The following is a 15,683-nucleotide window of genomic DNA, read 5'->3' as shown; positions in this document are numbered from 1 at the left end:
TCAAGCCGATACGATGAGCCGGTGCTCAAACCGCCCCCGCGTGCCGCCGAACTCACCGTCGGTCAGGTCGCCGCCCGCAGTGGTGTCGCCATCACCACCCTGCACTTCTACGAGAGCAAAGGCCTCATCCACAGCCGCCGCACCGCCGGAAACCAGCGCCGATACCCGCGGGACACCCTCCGCCGGGTCTCCTTCATCCGGGTCGCCCAGCGCGTCGGTATTCCGCTGCGTCTCGTCGCTGAAGCCCTGTCCGGCCTGCCTGATGAGCGAACCCCCACGCGCGAGGACTGGACTCGGCTCTCGGCTGCCTGGCGCGCCGAACTCGACGAGCGGATCGATCAACTTCAGCGTCTGCGCGACAACCTCTCCGACTGCATCGGCTGCGGCTGCCTCTCCATCGACCGGTGCACGCTACGCAACCCCGATGATCAGCTCGGCGACGCGGGCCCTGGCCCGCATCGCCTTCTCGGCACGTACACCCAGCCGGGACCAGGCGAGTCCTGGACCGACTGAGTTCGTCGTGACGCTCCGAAGCTGCACACCAGGGCAACGTCTGCCGGCAGGTGGGACCAAAGCCGTGCCCTTGTTTGAAATCAGGACATCTGATATCCAGTTAAGTCAGGGCACCTGCACGACGTCGACACACTTAGCGGCGCGGTGGCCCTCGATGCCCACCTTCACCGGCTGTCAGCCGGGCCGGCATGTGCAGGGCAGTTCACCGCAGTTGTGGCCGGTGCCGGATTCACCGGCATAGAGGTGTCCACCGAACTCAAGGACCGGCTCCAGGCGATCGCCGGACCGCTGTCCCACAAGGTGCGGGTGATCCTGCTGGAGCGTGCCGACACCGTCGGCCCGGAGCTCGGCTCCGGCCCCTGCTCCGCGATTTGCGCTGCTCTCAACCAGGTCGGTGTCGAAGCCCGACTCAACACGAGCCTGTCCGCCGTCACACCCACAGGCGCCACCCTCAGCGATGGCACCGTGATCGCCGCGCATACGGTGATCTGGACGGCCGGCATGGCAGCCAGCCCGCTGACCCGACAGATCGTCGGGCGGCACGATCCGCTCGGCAGGCTGCTGGTCGACCCGCAGCTGCGCGTGCCCGAATCGCCCGACGTGTTCGCCAGCGGAGACGCGGCAGCCGCCGATACGGGAGGCGGTCACCCCACCCTGCAGAGCTGTCAGCATGCCATCCCGCTCGGCCGGATCGCCGGCCACAACGCCGCCGCCGACCTGCTCGGCCACCCTGCTGTGCCATTCAGCCCCGAACCGTACGTCACCTGTCTCGATCTCGGCTCGGCCGGTGCGGTCTTCACCACGGGACTTGATCGGGAAGTACGAATGACCGGCGCACCGGCCAAGGGCCTCAAACGGTCGATCAACGAACGCCGAATCTATCCGCCCCTCGACGACGCCAAAGCCATCCTGAATGCGGGAGATCCGAAACGCACATGGGCAGAAATGGCCTGAGGCCAGCGATCGCGCCGCGCGGGGCTGATGTGGCTGGAACTCCGTTGGAGCGGCTGTGCGCGCATCGCGGGGTCGCGGTACCGGCCCCGGGGCAGGTGCTTGACCTGGCGCCGGTCCTCGACATGCGACCAGCTGATCTGCTCGCCATCGCCGGCGGCGGGATTCCCGCCGAGTTCATGCCGGCCGCGCCTAACGCGGCCCAGGTCATCGACTCGATGGTCCGGTCCGACGGTCCGTTGATCGCGGAGGCCGAAGCGTTGCGGGACTACGCGCGGTCGCTGCCCCGACCGGACAACTCGGGTGGCCTAGCCGGTCTCCCACCGCTGGAGTCTGTGACGTCCGGGGCCGTGTTCACACGTTTGTTGAAGGTGAGGAACCTCAGCCGTGAAGGGATGGCCTGCGTGACGGGTTCCGCGCTCAGCACGGTGGGCAAGGCGATGCGGATCGGCGAACTGATCCCGCAACGACTGGAGCTGATGGCCGCGACACTCTGTCTGCGGGCGGACGATTTCGACGCGATCATGGTCCGCACTCCCAACGCGCCACCGGCAAATGATTGGGTCCGGGACTGGGTGCCGCGACTGTGGGCCTTCGGCGAGGTGCTCCTGGCCCTTGCACCGTTGCCCCTAGAGCAGATCAAAGCCGTGCAGACGTTCGTACGCCGTCGTCACTTGTCGCCGCCGTGAATGCCAGGGCCGTAATTCTCAGCCCCTCCGTACTCCTGTCGTCCACCCTAGTCATCCCCATGTTCAAGATCCCCACCCCGGACACGCCGATGCCCCCGCCCGGCCCGGACGGGGGCACCACCGAAGAAGGATCACCGTTTCGCACAATGGTGCGTTCGGTGGGCCGCCAGGGACTCGAACCCTGAACCTACGGATTAAAAGTCCGCAGCTCTGCCATTGAGCTAGCAGCCCGCGCCTTGACAGGGTACCTGCGCGCCGCCCGTCGTTCCACGCGATACTCCATACACGGCGTTTCGCCAGCTCATCCTGGTTATGGCCATCAGTCGGCAGCTCTGATCCCGCCACCGACGACTTCCCGTCGGGCCAGCCTCGACAGGCGAGCAACCAGCGAGCAACCAGGAACCACCTAGGATCCACCTAGCGGTGATCCACTAGGTCGCCGGCAAGCCGTGATCATGATGACGCTGTGGTGCACCGTTGCCGAGGTCCGAAGCCCGGGAGTCGGCCTGCCGCCGGGCCCGACATTTCATGACCTGACCGAAGCCTCCCGCGAGGTCTTCGTCCGCCGCTGATGTGCTTTGCCGAGGAGCCGACGGTTGCTGGCGGTATGTCATCAACAACCCAGTTCCTGATGGCAACGGCCGCTGACGCCCCTCAACGGCGTTAGCGGCCGTGCCCGCTCATGCCACCGTCGGTGCACGGCAGCCGGTGACCAGCGCCGCGCTCGGAAGAAGGTACCGGGCGGTCCGTGGACAATGATCGGATGGAGTTGCGTCCTGAGCTGTGCCCGCCGGCGGTCGGACCCCAGCGCATCGCAGAGCTGTGCGCCGCCATCGAAACCATCGAAGGCCTGCTGGAGCGCGGCGAGTCAGCCGATGCGGCGATCGCCGCGTTCAACGCGGAAACCGGCCATGACTACACCGCCGACAACTTCCGCACCTATTGGACCTCTCGTGACGTCGAGGACTTCGCGCTCGAGGCCGCCCGACCCGCACGGCCGAAGACCGCAAACGTCACCCGCGACGAACTGATCGAGATCGTCCGCCGGATAAAGGCGGCCGACGACGACACGGACTACTACGTTCTCCTGCTGGAGACCAACGTTCTGCACCCACGAGTCGCCAATCTGATCTTCTATCCGCCACCGGAACTGGCCGACGCGTCAGCGGAGACCATCGTCGACGCGGCCTTGAGCTACCGACCCGTCGCGCTGTGATAGAACGCCACGGAGCCTGTTGCGTAATTCGCTGGGACGGCGTTGGCGGCCCAACTACGCGCCGATCTTGGAGTTGTGGCGCCATGAACCTCCGAATTTGTCCGGTTTTGTCAAGGACCACAACTCCAAGATCGGCGCGTAGTTGGGGTTGATGCGCGAGGGATCCGAATTGCGCAACAGGCTCCACGGCGCGTTCATGCCTGCGATCCGATCGCTCCGCGACGTGACAGTCCGTACCGACGGCCCGGCGTCCGGACATGCTTGGGCAGGTCACCGTGGGCGGGTGTGCTGGGCGGATGTGGTACCGACCAGGCGGCGAGGCGGCTCCGGCGCGTCGGCCAGCCGCTGCTGCTCCTGCGCCACGATCATCCGGGCCAGCTGTACCTCGGAGATGTCCACGGCGCCCGGCGCGGCCTGCGCGATGGTGCTGTGCCGGACGTACGCGTCGAAGAGTTGCGCCTTCGAGCCGAGGATCTCGATCATCCGCTCGTCGACCGAGTCAGCGATCAGCAGGCGGTAAACCTGGACGGTGCGCACCTGTCCCATCCGGTGGGCCCGAGCGATCGCCTGAGCCTCGATCGACGGCTTGACCTGTGGCTCGCAGAGGATCACCACCGACGCCGCCTGGATGTTCACGCCTACCCCGGCGGCTTCGATCTGGCACACCAGCACGGCCGGCTTCGGCGAGGCGGTGAACTCGTCCACGATGCGCTGGCGGTCGGCGACCGGCGTCGAGCCGGTGATCGGCCCGCGGGCGTCGGTGCCGAGCGCGGCGCCCACCACGGCCAGCACGTCGCGGAAGTAGGAGAAGACCACGACGTTGCGATCGTTGGCCATCGCCTCCCGGGCCAGCTCAAGCAGGCGGGTCAGCTTCGCCGAGTGGTGCGGATGGCGAACGGCGAACGCGGCCCGGCGCATGGCCATGAAGTTGCCCTCGCGCACCGCGGCCCGGTACGCGGCCCCGTCCTCGACGCCGAACTCCTCCCACTCGTCGACCTGGACCAGCTCCGGTAGCTCGGTGAGCACGTCGGGCTGGTTGCGGCGCAGGTAGACCGGCGCCGCCGCGCGCCGGAACGCCTCGACGCTGATCGCCGCGTGCTCGGGCCCCATGCCGGCGGCGACCTCCGGCCGCAGGTGTTCGATCAGAGCCCGGAACTCGTCGATCCGGTTCTCCATCGGCGTGCCGGTGAGGAACAGCACCCGGTCGGACTCCGCCGCGACCCGGTTGACCGCCTGCGACCGCTTCGCGCCGGGGTTCTTCACGTAGTGCGCCTCGTCGACAACCAGCAGGGCGGGCCTGGGCGGGGGGAGTCCGAGCGCGCCGAGTGAGCCGAACGTGACCACGCCGACGCCGCCCTCGTCCCGCCATCGGGCCGCCGCCCGCGCCCGGCCGTGGCCGTGCAGGCTGACGACCGGAACCGTCGAGTGCCGGGCGATCTCGCGAGCCCAGTTGATCAGTACGCTGGCCGGGCAGACGACGAGGAAGTGGGTGGCGCCACGGGCGGCCAGATGCGCCATCGTGGCGATGGCCTGGACCGTCTTGCCCAGCCCCATCTCGTCGCCCAGCACGACCCGCCGTTGGACCAGGGCGAACCGGGCACCGAACGACTGATAGCCACGCAGCCGGAGGCTGTCGTTGAGCCGGGAGGTGTCCAGTTGCTGCGCCCCGACCCGCTCGACGATGTCGGCGGGTAGGTAGCCCTCGCTCGCGGCGACGTCGCCGCCAAGGCCGACGACCTGGCTGAGCAGGCCGTAGTAGTCCGCCGAGTGCTGTTCGAAATCGCGCCAGACCTGCTCGTCGTTCGGCGTACGGACCGCGCGTACCTCCCGGGCGGCCCGCAGCAGGCCACTGGACTCGGCGGTGTCCACCAGCGCCCGTACCCGCCGCGCCGCGTCGTCAGCGAGGGCCTTGTCCCCGGCGCGCATGAACAGCCGACGGATGCGTCCCGCCGCGGCTGGTTCGGCGATCGGCCGCTGCGTGGCCAGCTCCGCGGCGAGCCGCCCGGCGTCGGCCTCGTGTACCCCGGCCGCATGCCACACCGCGCCCCACTCGGCCAGCGCCCGCAGCAAGCGGGTCATGTCCGGGTTCTTCGGGTCGAACTCGATCCGGAACTGCAGCGCGTCCCGCGCCGCCCGCTTGAGTTGCTCGGCAGCGTGGATGGTCTTGCGTGCAGTGCCTTCGCCGATGCCGGGCACGCCGATCAGGCGGTCCGGGCCGGCCCGGAGCACGTCGGCGACCGAGTGAATGCCGTGCGCCGGTAGCTCGTCCAGCCGGGCCCGACCGTCCACGGTGTCCTTCACCGTCTCGATCGACATCTTCCCGATCGCGGTCCACACCTGGGGCTCACTCGCGATCGCATACGCCTCGACGACCTTCGCACGGGCCGAGTTGACAATCTCGACAATCGCTTCGGCTTCGGCCTGTGCCTCGGCCGCCCGGGCCAGCAGCGCGCGTGCCTCCCGGCGACTCGGGGCCGTCATCGCGACGGCGGGCACGGCAGCGGGCCTGCAACGCTCGGCCGGGTCGCCGGCCGCTGTAGCACCGTGGAGTACCGCAGAGACATGCCTTGAACGTACCTACAGACCAGCCGTTTCTCACTCCGAGCGACTGCCCACGGAGTTGAGGTAGGCGCATCGGATGTGCTGAGGTCGTCGTCATGGGTGTGCTGTATGACTATTTTCGAGCCGCAGACGACGCTTCGGCCATTAAGTTGATCGAGGATCTCGTCGGCGGTCCGGCCGGCAACTCCTCCACGGTGGACGCGATCGACCTCAAGGGCATCGACCCGACCGTCACGCTCGCCGAGCTCGTCTGCTTCGTCCGCGGTATCGAATGGAATGTCAACGTCGTCGAAGAGCACCTGGTGTGGTCCAGGGCCGAGGCGGAAGGCCCCTGGGTGTTGTCCATCGGGGATGACGTACGGGACGCCCTCGCCTCGATCACCGAGGCGCAGATGCCGAGCCTGTCGGCGCGTTGGGGGCGGACCGAGGAACTCGCCTGGCACGGTCCACTGCCTGACGACACCATGCTGCCCGTCATCGAGAACATCTCCGCACTGGCTCGACGCGCACGGGATGCGGGCGACCACCTGTATTGCTGGTTCTGTGTGTGACGCCAGCCGATCCTGGACGATCTCTTGGCTGGTGTGGTGCTGGTTATTGTCGAGGTGCGTCTCGTTCTCTGGCGGTCGTCGCGCAGGCGGTGCCACAGTGTGCAGGGTGAAGGTGACGTACGTGCTGCTGCACGGTGCCTGGCACACCGCGTGGCACTGGCACCTGGTGGCCGCCGAGCTGCGGCGGCGTGGACACCATGTGGTCGCGGCCGATCTGCCTGCCGACGCCGGCGCCTCGGTGGCGGCGTCGGTGGTGCTCGACGCGCTGGACGGCACCGGAACTGGCGCAGTCACTGTGGTTGGCCACTCGATGGGCGGCCTGGTGGCGCCGGTCGTCGCGGAGCGGCTAGCCCGGGTCGAGCGGGTGGTGTTCGTCGCCGGGCTGTTGCCGCTGATCGGGTCGAGCTGGGACGCGCAGATCGCCGCTGCGGAGCGGGGCGCGATCGTCCTGCGTGGGCTGTCGGACGGGCAGATCTACCACGGCGACGGCTCCTCGTCGTGGGCCGATGCGGGCAAGGCGGTCGCACGGTTCTATGCCGACGCGCCGCCGGACCTGGCACGCGCGGCGGTCGCCCGGCTACGCCGGCAGCACTGGACGGTGATGCGCGAGACCTGCCCGCTGCTGGCCTGGCCCGACGTGGAGTACCGCTCGATCGTGTGCACCCGCGACGCGGTGCTCAACCCGGCGTGGTCACGAAAGACGTTCCGTGAGCGGCTCCACGTCGCGGCCGTCGACCTGGACAGCGACCACTCGCCGTTCCTGAGCCACCCGGCGGCTCTGGTCGACCAACTCCTGCCGTGATCCCTGCGACCCACGTGGCCGACATGCTGTTGCCCGGAGGCGGCGGCCAGCGCGGCGGCGGGCGCCAACGCCCGGCGGATAGCGTGCAACGGTGACGTATCGGGAGCTTGGTGAGGCCGCCTGGACGTGGGTACGTGCGCGGGTGCGGGACGACGACGGGCCCTGGCTGGCGGAGGACGGTGCCGCGGCGCCGCCGGCCGACCGGGACTCGCTGTATGCGGGGCTGGCCGGGCTGGCGCCGCTGTTCGCCGAGATCGCCGCCGGTCGTGAACTGACCGCCGACGAGCGGGGGCTGGCCGGTCGGGTCGTCGAGCGGCTGGCGGCGCAGGCGCGGACGCGGGGCGAGGCCTCGCTGTACGACGGGCTCGCCGGGGACGCGACGGCGCTGCGGCTGCTGGCACCGGGGCGGGAGGCGGTGGCGATGCGGCGGATCGCCGAGCTGCGCACCGCCGACGGCTGGGACACGACGCTCGACCTGGAGGGGTACCGCGGCCCCTTCACCGACGTCGTCATGGGCACCGCCGGCATCGTGCTCGCCGCCGTGTGGGCCGGCGGGCCCGGCGCCGCGGACATCGTGGACGGCGGCGGGACGGCGCTGCTCAGGCAGGCGGAGGTGACTGAGGGCGGTCTCGACTGGCGGATGTGGCCGGGGTACCGCTCCAGCACCCCCAACTTCTCGCACGGCACCGCCGGGGTCGCGTCGGCGCTCGCCGTCGCCGGCCGTGTCCTGGGCCGCGCGGACTTCGTCGACGCGGCCGTGCGCGGCGCGGAACACCTGCTCAGCGTCGGGGACCTCACCGGCGCCGGGTTCGTGGTGCCGCACACGCTGCCGTACTCGCAGCGGGACGTGGAGCCGGTGACGTACACCTGGTGCCATGGCCCGGCGGGCACTTCGCAGCTGTTCGCCGCGCTCGCCCGGGCCGGCGTGCACACGGTCGGCGGCCACGACGTCGGCGAGCTGCGTCGCCGCTGCCTGCGCTCGGTGCTCGCGTCGGGCGTGCCGGCCCGCCTGCGGCCCGGTTTCTGGGACAACGACGGACGATGCTGCGGTACCGCGGGTGTCGGCGACATTCTGCTCGACGCCTACCAGGACACCGGTGAAGGGTGGCTGCTCGACGGCGCCCGGCGGATGGGCGACGCGCTCATCGAGCGGGCGGTCCGCGACACCGGCGGGGCGCGGTGGCGGTTCGTCGAGCACCGGCAGGACCCGCCGTTGCTGCCGCCGGGCGTCTCCTGGATGCAGGGCGCGGCCGGGATCGCGGCGTTCCTGCTGCGCCTGGCCCGGGTCGTGGAGACCGGGCCGGAGGCGCGGGTGCCCGACCGCCCGGACCAGTGGTGGTGCGTCCCGGACCGGCTGCGCACTACCCGGGCGGCTCACGCGGGCTGACGGACCTCGACAACCGTCATTCCGCATGACATCGCGTGGCGGCGTCAGCCGGGTGCAGGGAGGTCGGCGGCGCATCAGGCCCGCTACGTGGTGGCGTCGGGTGGTGTTGGGGATGGTGCCGTGGTGGTGGGTGGCGCAGCGACCGACGGGAGGTGGGCCGACGGGTCGGGGCAGACGAGGTACGGCATCGGCGATTGGCCGCCGCCGGGATGGACCGGCCAGACCAGCGTCGGCGGGGTGGTGCGCGGGACAAAGTAGCGGTGCGCGGGAGGCAGGGCCACCAGTAGTACCACCGCGCCCGTGAGCACGAGCACTGCGAGCGCGCCGAAGCCCGCCGTCAGGTAGAAGATTGCGGAGAACGTGTCCGGGTCCGAGTACAGGGTCTCGAGGAACTTCGACTCCCCTTCTACTGTTACGTCGCCGACGCTGGGGACGTCGGTACTTTCGAGCGCGAAGAAGAGCGGCGCGAACAGAAACCCGCCGCAGCATTGCAGCACGAGGAACAGCAGTTGAACGCCCCCGCCGACGAAGACGAAGATCCGCGCGAGGTTGCTGCCCCGCCGCACCGGCACGGCCGTCACGGCGAGGCACACCGCCAGCAGCAGGGCCGGGATGCCGATGACCACTGTGCCGAAGACGTTGGCGATTCGCTCCGAGCTCACCTCGGCCGGATCCGCGTCGGGCACCAGCGTGGCGGCCCGGGAGATCTGACCGTCGAAGTGCAAGCCTTGCGCGACGGCCAGCCCGACGACGCCGAGCAGCAGGGCAACGGCGGCCCACTGCAACCGACCGGTTTGGCGGCCAGCCGGGTGCAGGCGTGCTGGAACGCGCACCCCGAAATCGTCACGCCGTCGCCGCATGATGGTGCGTCCGCGGGGCATCATGCGGCCGACCCGCGCCAGCCGACCGGCTGGTGCCCAGCCCGAAGACCACGGTTGTCCGGGTGAGGAGCGCGTAGGACGCCGCTGTTCTGGAGGACATCATGTCGCAGCTAGTCGCCACATCGTACGGCGATCCGCGTGAGTCCGTATCGCTCGAGCGGACTCCCAGTCCGCTGCTGGGTACTGACGACATCCTGGTCGAGATGGAGGCTGCGCCGGTCAACCCGTCCGACTTCCTGCTCGTCCGGGGCGACTACGGGGTCCGGCCGCAACTGCCCAACCCGGTCGGCGGCGAAGGAGTCGGGCGAGTGGTTGACGCCGGCGGGGCTGCCGGCACGCAGTTGGTCGGGCGGAGGGTCGTCATCCTGCCCACCTACGAACAAGGCACCTGGGCCGACAAGGTGGCGACCTCGTACCGGAATGTGGTTCCTGTGCGAGAGGACGCCGATCCGTTGCAGCTCGCTATGCTTCCGATCAATCCGGCGACCGCGTACCTGTTGTTGCACAAGTACGCCGACCTGGCCGCCGGTGATTGGGTCGGCCAGAACGCGGCCAACTCCGCCGTCGGCCGCTGCGTCATCGCCATCGCTCGGATGCGGGGCCTCAAGACCCTCAACATCGTGCGGCGCGAGGCTGCGGCCCAGATCGTTCGTGACGCCGGCGGAGATCGCGTGATTGTCGCCGGTGACGACCTGCCTGCTCAAATCGCCGACGCACTGGACGGTGCGGAACTCGGCCTGGTCCTGGACGGCACGGCTGGCCCGATCGTCGCCGATCTCGCCGGTGCGCTCAGGTTCCGGGGTGTGATGGTCACCTACGCGTTCTGGACCGACACACCCCCGGCCGTCCCGGCCCACGATCTCATTTTCAAAGAGGTGACGCACACCGGATTCTGGGTGCTCAACTGGCTGCGCCACGCGCCGCGCGCCGAAATCGAGGAGACCTACCGCACGCTCAGCGACCTTGTCGCCACCGGAGTGGTGGCTGTCCCGGTTGATGCGACCTACCGGTTGGACAACTACCGCGAGGCGTTCGAACATGCGATGACACGAGGACGCACCGGAAAGATCCTGTTCACGTTCGCCTAGCACACGATGCTGTTCGGCGCCGGTTTGATATGCACCCTATGCCGGGGGCGGGCCGGCGGCGAGTCCGGTGCAGCGGCCCAGGTCCGTGAACCGCTTGGCGGCGGCGGTCGCGGCGCTGCCGGTGAGCGGCTTCGGCTGGCCGGTTCCGGACACCACCGCCGGGATGAGCTCGGCGCGGACCACCGACCGGCCGCGCACCTGAACCTTGAGCACACCGGTGTCGGCCGAGCCGACGTACCAGACGAAGTTGCCGAGGCCGTAGGCGACGTACGTCCGGCCCAGCCAACCGGCGCCCTGCAGCACGTGTGCGTGCGCGCCAATGATCATGTCGGCACCGGCGTCGGCGAGCACGGCGGCGAACTGCTTCTGGTTGGCGTTCGGGCAGGAGTCGCGTTCGGTACCCCAATGGTTGAACACGACCACCAGGTCGGCGTGCTCGCGGGCGGACCGCACCGCGGCGGCGGCGCGTGGCACGTCCCACGCCATCGCGATCCCGGGGGTGGCCGGGCCGGCCTTCCAGCTCTCGGCCAGGGTGTGGATCTGGCTGAAGCCGAGGATCGCCACGCGGACGCCCCGCACCGTCAGGATCAGCGGGGCGTACGCCTCGTCGACCGTACGGCCGCCGCCGAAGACCGGCACCCCGGCCGCTGCCGCGCCGTCGAGTGTGTCGGCGAAACCGGCTCGGCCGTAGTCGAGCGCGTGGTTGTTCGCAATCGACACCGCGTCGATGCCGGCCGCCTTGACGGCCTCGTACGCGGTGGCCGGCGCCCGGAAGTGGAACTCCTTCGGCTCGGGCGTGCCGCGCGTGGTGACGGCGGTCTCCAGGTTGACAACGGCGAGGTCGGCGGCCGACAGCACGCTCGTCATCGGCCCGACCGCGGTCGCCGGGTTTTTCAGCAGCGCCGCCGTACGCTCGGTGAAGTGCACGTCGCCGCCGAAGGCAAGGGTCAACTCGACCGGCGACGGCGATGCCAGCACCGACGCCGTTGGCGAAGCCGATGCCGATGCGGTCGCCGGAGCCGGTTGCCACGTCGGCACGACCGTGTCGCAGGCGGCGAGCAGCACGGCCGTCGCCGCCCCAACCACTCGCAGAACCTTCACGGCGCCAGCGTAGGGCAGCGCACGTCACGGACACGCCGTGAGCGTGGTGACCATGTGCGGTCGTGCGGTGGCCGGCCGACGTACGGCCGAGTCAGGCGCAGATCGTGGTCATCTATAGTGCCGACCGGTGTTCTGCCGACGCACGGGCCGGGCTGCCGTCGTTGTAGGGAGGTCGTTTGATGTCCGAATCGGTGTTCCTGACGGCGGCGATCGCCGTCGCAAAATCGCGCCTGCGGACGTATCTGCGAGCACCGGTCAAGCCGGCATCGGGATGGTCGCAACAGCAGTGGGCCGGCATCACCGAAGCGTGGCGTGACGACGACGAGCGGCACCAGTACCGCGAAGAACTTCCCGCCGCGATCAAAGAATGCGACCGGTGGATCGACGGCGACTACGCGACCGTGTTCCGTGACCTGGCGCATGACGACGAGCTGACGTTCCGGTTCGACGAGGCTACCGGGTCGCTGGCCGTCGACTTCTCCTCTCGGGTCGACTTCCGGCTGCCGACGCTGGTCTGGGCATGCACGGTACTTCGTGGGATCGCCGAGTTCATGGCAGACGGCGACCGCGGGATCGTGACGGTGACCGCCGACTGGAACGAGGACAAGGTCCTGATGCACCTGACACCGAACCACGCGGCGTTTCTGGACTGGAACCGCGACGTCAGGGCCCGCACGGAGGCAAGGGGCTGGGAGATCGACATTCGATCCGCGGCCTGCGACACCTACCAGTCCGACTCTGCCGCCGAAACGATCGATTGGCTGGTCGACTGACTTCACGAGCTCACCACAGGTGCTCGGGACAACTGCCTCGCAGCGTGGCAGCCCGGCGCGGACCGCTCGGCGTGCGGACACGTAGCCGAGGGGTAGGCACGCAATCTTGGTCGGCTATTCGGTGCGGACACCGGCCAGGGTCTGCATGGCGTGGCGTTCTCTGCCTGCGAGTTCGGCGAGGATTGTCGAGGCGCGGGCCAGGTGGCTCGGCGATCCAGCGACCCAGCGACCGGTAGGCGGTCCCGACGTCGTCGTAGCCGCCCTCGTGGACGGTCGCGGCGAGCAGGCAGCCCGGCAGTTCCCCTGCCGCGATCGTCGCGGTCGGCCGGGGCGGACGCGCCACCGGCACGAACAGCTCCACCTCCAATTCCGCCGCGTCGAGGTCGTCGCTGAGGTAGCGGGTCCCGCCCGGCCCCGTCGGGGCAAGCCCCTGCGCGGCGAGGCCCGCGTACAGCCCCGCGAACCCGGGCGCCAGTGCCTGGCCCAGTCCGTCATAGTTGCGCAGCGCTCGAACGGACAACCGGGTCGCTCGCGCGAACACTCCGATCGGCATCAACTCCGTCACCGGTGCCTCCAACAGCCTCGACCCTCTCCCCGGGAGAGGGTCAACCCCGGCCCGGCCCCTGCCGTGCCGACCACGGCCGTTCAGCGGAGACTCCCACCAGTGTGAACCGGCGGTGCGTTGTCGAGACGACCGTCGCCCTGCGACCGGCGTGGAGCAAGATGGGCTCCATGGCTGCTGATGCACCCGTGGTGCCCAACCCGCTCCAAGCCGTCGACGAGAACTGGCAGCGCGGGCTCGCCATCGTGGCCCACCCCGACGACCTGGAGTTCGGTACCGCCGCAGCCGTCGCCCGCTGGACTCGGCAGGGCAAAGAGATCGTCTACGTGCTGCTCACCAGCGGTGAGGCCGGCATCGACGGGATGGATCCGGCCGAGGCCGGTCCGACGCGTGAGGAGGAGCAGCGCGCATCCGCGGCGATCGTCGGAGTGTCCCAGGTCGACTTCCTCGGCCTGCCCGACGGGATCCTGGAGTACGGCGTCCCGCTGCGTCGTGACCTGAGCCGGGTGATCCGGAAGTACAAGCCTGAAATCGTGATCACCAACAACTTCCGCGACAGCTGGGACGAGGCCGGCAACGCGCTGAACATGTCCGACCACATCGTCACCGGCCGGGCCGTGCTCGACGCCGTGCGTGACGCCGCCAACCGCTGGGTGTTCCGCGAACAGATCGACGAAGGACTGGAGAAGTGGAGCGGCGTCCGGGAAGTGTGGGCGGCCGGTTCACCGCTGGCGAAGCACGCGGCCGACACCACCGACACGTTCGGCCTGGGCGTCCGTTCGCTCGAAGCGCACGCCGCCTATCTGCGCGATCTCGGCTCCGGCGACTTCTACCCCGAAGAGTTCCTGGAGGGCTTCTCCCGGCAAACCGGCAATCGCCTGGGCGTCACGTACGCGGCCGGCTTCGAAATCTTCCGCCTCAACCTCTACTGAGGCCCTGCTCAGACCCGGATGCGCCGACGGCGCGGCGATGGTGTGCTGCTCGGGGCGGGCAGCCACACAATCCGACGCGGCTGCTCGACACCCGTGAACATGGCGGGCCGGCGCCGGGGGTACTACGTCACCGTGCTCGCGGACTACGGCGCGGCCGTGTTCGGCGCGTTGCTTGCCCAGCATCGGCGCCAAAGGCACGTCCGGAGGGACGTGTCGGTCGACCGTGACCCGGACATCGTCGCCCTGCGAGGCGCGGACGGAGAGCCCGCAGCTGTACCCGACAAGGGTTGCCGGGCACTGACGTCGTGATTGGACGGCCGCGTCGGCAACGCCGGATAATTCGGCGCCATGCGTGTGCTGTTCACCGCAGTCCCGATCTATGGCCACCTCCTGCCCCTGCTTCCGCTGGCCGAAGCGGCGGCCGACGCCGGTGACCAGGTCGCCGTGGCCGTGCCGCCGTCGATGGCGCATCTGGTCCAGGGGCTTCCGGTGCGGCCGGCCGGCCCGGAGACGGCCGCGCTGCTGGCGGAGAACGACCGGCGCACCGGCGGGGCAGATATGTCGGACCTCCGCGACATCTTCCCGGTGGCCTCGTTCTTCGCGGGCACCCGGGTGGATCTGACGTTCGACGAGGTGCTGCTTCAGGCGCGCGAGTTCGGCGCCGACGTCATCGTCGCGGACGAGTACGACGCGGTCGGCCCGATGGTGGCCTCCGCGCTCCAGTTGCCGCTGATCCAGCACGCCATCGGCCTGCCGGTGTCGCCGCCGCCGCTGGTTCCCGCCATGGAGGCGCTCCTGACGCCGCGCTACGCGCAGCGCGGCCTCGCCAGAGTCGACCGCCTGGCCCTCGTGGACCCTTGGCCGCCGGCGTTGCAGAGCCCGCAGTGGTCACCGCCGGCTGACCGGCTGCCGATCCGGACGCGGACGTACGCCGGACCGGCTCCGGCCGACCTGCCGCCGTTCGCCGCGCCCGGTCAGCGTCCCCGCGTGCTGGTCACCCTGGGGACCGTCCTGCTGGACGCCGGGATGCTCGACGCCCTCGTGGACGCCGTGGCCGCCCTGGACGGCGTGGAGGTGCTGGCCGTCGTCGCGCCGGGCGGCTCGCGTCCGCTGGCAGACACCCGAGCCAACGTCCGCTTCGTTGGCTTTGTGCCCATGGCGCAACTGCTCGCCACCGGCGTCTCGGTCGTCGTGGCTGCGGGCGGCGCCGGGACCGTGCTGGCCGCCATGAGCCACGGCATCCCGATGGTGCTGTGGCCCAAGGGTGCCGAGAAACCGATGAATGCCGAGCGGGTCGCCGCGGCCGGGGCCGGCATCGTCATCGACGAACCCACGCGATCGGCCGAGGCGGTGCGCAAGGTGCTCGACGACACGTCCTTGCGCGCCGGGGCCGAACGGGTCGCCGAGCAGATCCGCCGCACGCCCGACGCCGGCCGGGTCTGGTCCGCACTGCGGGACCGGCTCCGATCCTGACCGTCCGTCCGCCGTAAAGTTACCGCTGCCGATGAGTTCGTCAACAGCGGCATGCACCGCCACTTCCGGCAACCCGTGCGCACACTCCTTGCCGAGCCCACCAACTCCGTATGAGACGGTCGCCGGACCGCGTCGGCCGGCGGCTACGGTCGGTGATTTCCCGGGTGGCCGAAGGCTCGCTAGATTGTCCCTGGTCCACCCC

Annotated in this window: 15 protein-coding genes and 1 tRNA gene; 11 read left to right on the top strand and 5 right to left on the bottom strand. The window is 69.9% G+C overall.

Annotated elements, in window-relative coordinates; all coding sequences use genetic code 11:
* The first annotated feature begins 21 nt into the window (after window positions 1–21).
* From soxR to Dfulv_RS47120, 3 genes are all read left to right on the top strand, one after another.
* On the top strand, window positions 22–513 hold the full coding sequence (gene soxR, locus Dfulv_RS47130; RefSeq protein ID WP_259860308.1) for a redox-sensitive transcriptional activator SoxR: 492 nt from the start codon (window positions 22–24) through the stop codon (window positions 511–513).
* A gap of 144 nt (window positions 514–657) precedes the next feature.
* Window positions 658–1,467, top strand: coding sequence for an NAD(P)/FAD-dependent oxidoreductase (locus Dfulv_RS47125; protein WP_259860307.1), 810 nt, complete (start codon window positions 658–660; stop codon window positions 1,465–1,467).
* Between the two features lie 44 nt (window positions 1,468–1,511).
* A complete protein-coding gene (locus tag Dfulv_RS47120; protein ID WP_259860306.1) occupies window positions 1,512–2,153 on the top strand; it encodes a hypothetical protein in 642 nt (213 codons plus the stop codon).
* Between the two features lie 159 nt (window positions 2,154–2,312).
* Here the strand turns inward: Dfulv_RS47120 and Dfulv_RS47115 are convergent.
* Window positions 2,313–2,384 (bottom strand) — tRNA-Lys (locus Dfulv_RS47115).
* A gap of 517 nt (window positions 2,385–2,901) precedes the next feature.
* On the opposite strand from Dfulv_RS47115, the gene Dfulv_RS47110 reads away from it, so the two are divergent.
* Window positions 2,902–3,369 carry a hypothetical protein gene (locus Dfulv_RS47110; protein ID WP_259860305.1) on the top strand — a complete coding sequence of 156 codons (468 nt, stop codon included), beginning with the start codon at window positions 2,902–2,904 and terminating at the stop codon, window positions 3,367–3,369.
* A gap of 270 nt (window positions 3,370–3,639) precedes the next feature.
* Here the strand turns inward: Dfulv_RS47110 and Dfulv_RS47105 are convergent, their stop codons facing one another.
* Complete coding sequence (locus Dfulv_RS47105) at window positions 3,640–5,850, bottom strand: DEAD/DEAH box helicase (RefSeq protein WP_259860304.1); 2,211 nt, start codon at window positions 5,848–5,850, stop codon at window positions 3,640–3,642.
* Between the two features lie 176 nt (window positions 5,851–6,026).
* Between Dfulv_RS47105 and Dfulv_RS47100 the strand changes: the two genes are divergently transcribed.
* The 3 genes from Dfulv_RS47100 (at window position 6,027) to Dfulv_RS47090 (ending at window position 8,671) form a co-directional block, all read left to right on the top strand.
* Window positions 6,027–6,482, top strand: coding sequence for a hypothetical protein (locus Dfulv_RS47100; protein ID WP_259860303.1), 456 nt, complete (start codon window positions 6,027–6,029; stop codon window positions 6,480–6,482).
* Window positions 6,483–6,588: 106 nt separating this feature from the next.
* The gene (locus Dfulv_RS47095; protein WP_259860302.1) at window positions 6,589–7,284 is read left to right on the top strand and encodes an alpha/beta hydrolase; all 696 of its coding nucleotides are present in this window, start codon (window positions 6,589–6,591) and stop codon (window positions 7,282–7,284) included.
* 91 nt (window positions 7,285–7,375) lie between these two features.
* Window positions 7,376–8,671 (top strand): lanthionine synthetase LanC family protein, encoded by a 1,296-nt coding sequence (locus Dfulv_RS47090; RefSeq protein ID WP_259860301.1) that lies wholly within the window; start codon window positions 7,376–7,378, stop codon window positions 8,669–8,671.
* An 83-nt stretch (window positions 8,672–8,754) separates the two neighbouring features.
* On the opposite strand, the gene Dfulv_RS47085 is transcribed toward Dfulv_RS47090, so the two are convergent.
* Window positions 8,755–9,504: a hypothetical protein gene (locus Dfulv_RS47085; protein WP_259860299.1), complete on the bottom strand. Its 750-nt coding sequence runs from the start codon at window positions 9,502–9,504 to the stop codon at window positions 8,755–8,757.
* 149 nt (window positions 9,505–9,653) lie between these two features.
* On the opposite strand from Dfulv_RS47085, the gene Dfulv_RS47080 reads away from it, so the two are divergent.
* The gene (locus tag Dfulv_RS47080) at window positions 9,654–10,640 is read left to right on the top strand and encodes a zinc-dependent alcohol dehydrogenase family protein (RefSeq protein WP_319805742.1); all 987 of its coding nucleotides are present in this window, start codon (window positions 9,654–9,656) and stop codon (window positions 10,638–10,640) included.
* Between the two features lie 36 nt (window positions 10,641–10,676).
* Here Dfulv_RS47080 and Dfulv_RS47075 read toward each other — a convergent pair whose 3' ends face one another.
* Window positions 10,677–11,741 (bottom strand): CapA family protein, encoded by a 1,065-nt coding sequence (locus Dfulv_RS47075; protein WP_259860297.1) that lies wholly within the window; start codon window positions 11,739–11,741, stop codon window positions 10,677–10,679.
* Window positions 11,742–11,920: 179 nt separating this feature from the next.
* On the opposite strand from Dfulv_RS47075, the gene Dfulv_RS47070 reads away from it, so the two are divergent.
* Window positions 11,921–12,514, top strand: coding sequence for a hypothetical protein (locus Dfulv_RS47070; protein ID WP_259860295.1), 594 nt, complete (start codon window positions 11,921–11,923; stop codon window positions 12,512–12,514).
* Window positions 12,515–12,524: 10 nt separating this feature from the next.
* Here Dfulv_RS47070 and Dfulv_RS47065 read toward each other — a convergent pair whose 3' ends face one another.
* Window positions 12,525–13,079: a hypothetical protein gene (locus tag Dfulv_RS47065; RefSeq protein ID WP_259860294.1), complete on the bottom strand. Its 555-nt coding sequence runs from the start codon at window positions 13,077–13,079 to the stop codon at window positions 12,525–12,527.
* Between the two features lie 167 nt (window positions 13,080–13,246).
* Between Dfulv_RS47065 and Dfulv_RS47060 the strand changes: the two genes are divergently transcribed.
* Window positions 13,247–14,008, top strand: a complete 762-nt coding sequence (locus Dfulv_RS47060; RefSeq protein ID WP_259860293.1) for a PIG-L deacetylase family protein — start codon at window positions 13,247–13,249, stop codon at window positions 14,006–14,008.
* 348 nt (window positions 14,009–14,356) lie between these two features.
* Window positions 14,357–15,481 carry a glycosyltransferase gene (locus Dfulv_RS47055; RefSeq protein ID WP_259860292.1) on the top strand — a complete coding sequence of 375 codons (1,125 nt, stop codon included), beginning with the start codon at window positions 14,357–14,359 and terminating at the stop codon, window positions 15,479–15,481.
* Window positions 15,482–15,683 lie beyond the last annotated feature (202 nt).

The sequence above is a fragment of the Dactylosporangium fulvum genome (genome assembly GCF_025137375.1).
In the GTDB taxonomy this organism is placed as follows: domain Bacteria; phylum Actinomycetota; class Actinomycetes; order Mycobacteriales; family Micromonosporaceae; genus Dactylosporangium; species Dactylosporangium fulvum.
The sequence above is the reverse complement of the archived record's forward strand: the minus strand, read 5'-3'. Positions and strand labels throughout refer to the sequence as shown.

Bases quoted from the DNA above. Each gene is read 5' to 3' on its own strand.
- Dfulv_RS47105 (WP_259860304.1), bottom strand. From the start codon at position 5,850: ATGACGGCCCCGAGTCGCCGGGAGGCACGCGCGCTGCTGGCCCGGGCG.
- Dfulv_RS47100 (WP_259860303.1), top strand. From the start codon at position 6,027: ATGGGTGTGCTGTATGACTATTTTCGAGCCGCAGACGACGCTTCGGCC.
- Dfulv_RS47080 (WP_319805742.1), top strand. From the start codon at position 9,654: ATGTCGCAGCTAGTCGCCACATCGTACGGCGATCCGCGTGAGTCCGTA.
- Dfulv_RS47070 (WP_259860295.1), top strand. From the start codon at position 11,921: ATGTCCGAATCGGTGTTCCTGACGGCGGCGATCGCCGTCGCAAAATCG.
- Dfulv_RS47060 (WP_259860293.1), top strand. From the start codon at position 13,247: ATGGCTGCTGATGCACCCGTGGTGCCCAACCCGCTCCAAGCCGTCGAC.
- Dfulv_RS47055 (WP_259860292.1), top strand. From the start codon at position 14,357: ATGCGTGTGCTGTTCACCGCAGTCCCGATCTATGGCCACCTCCTGCCC.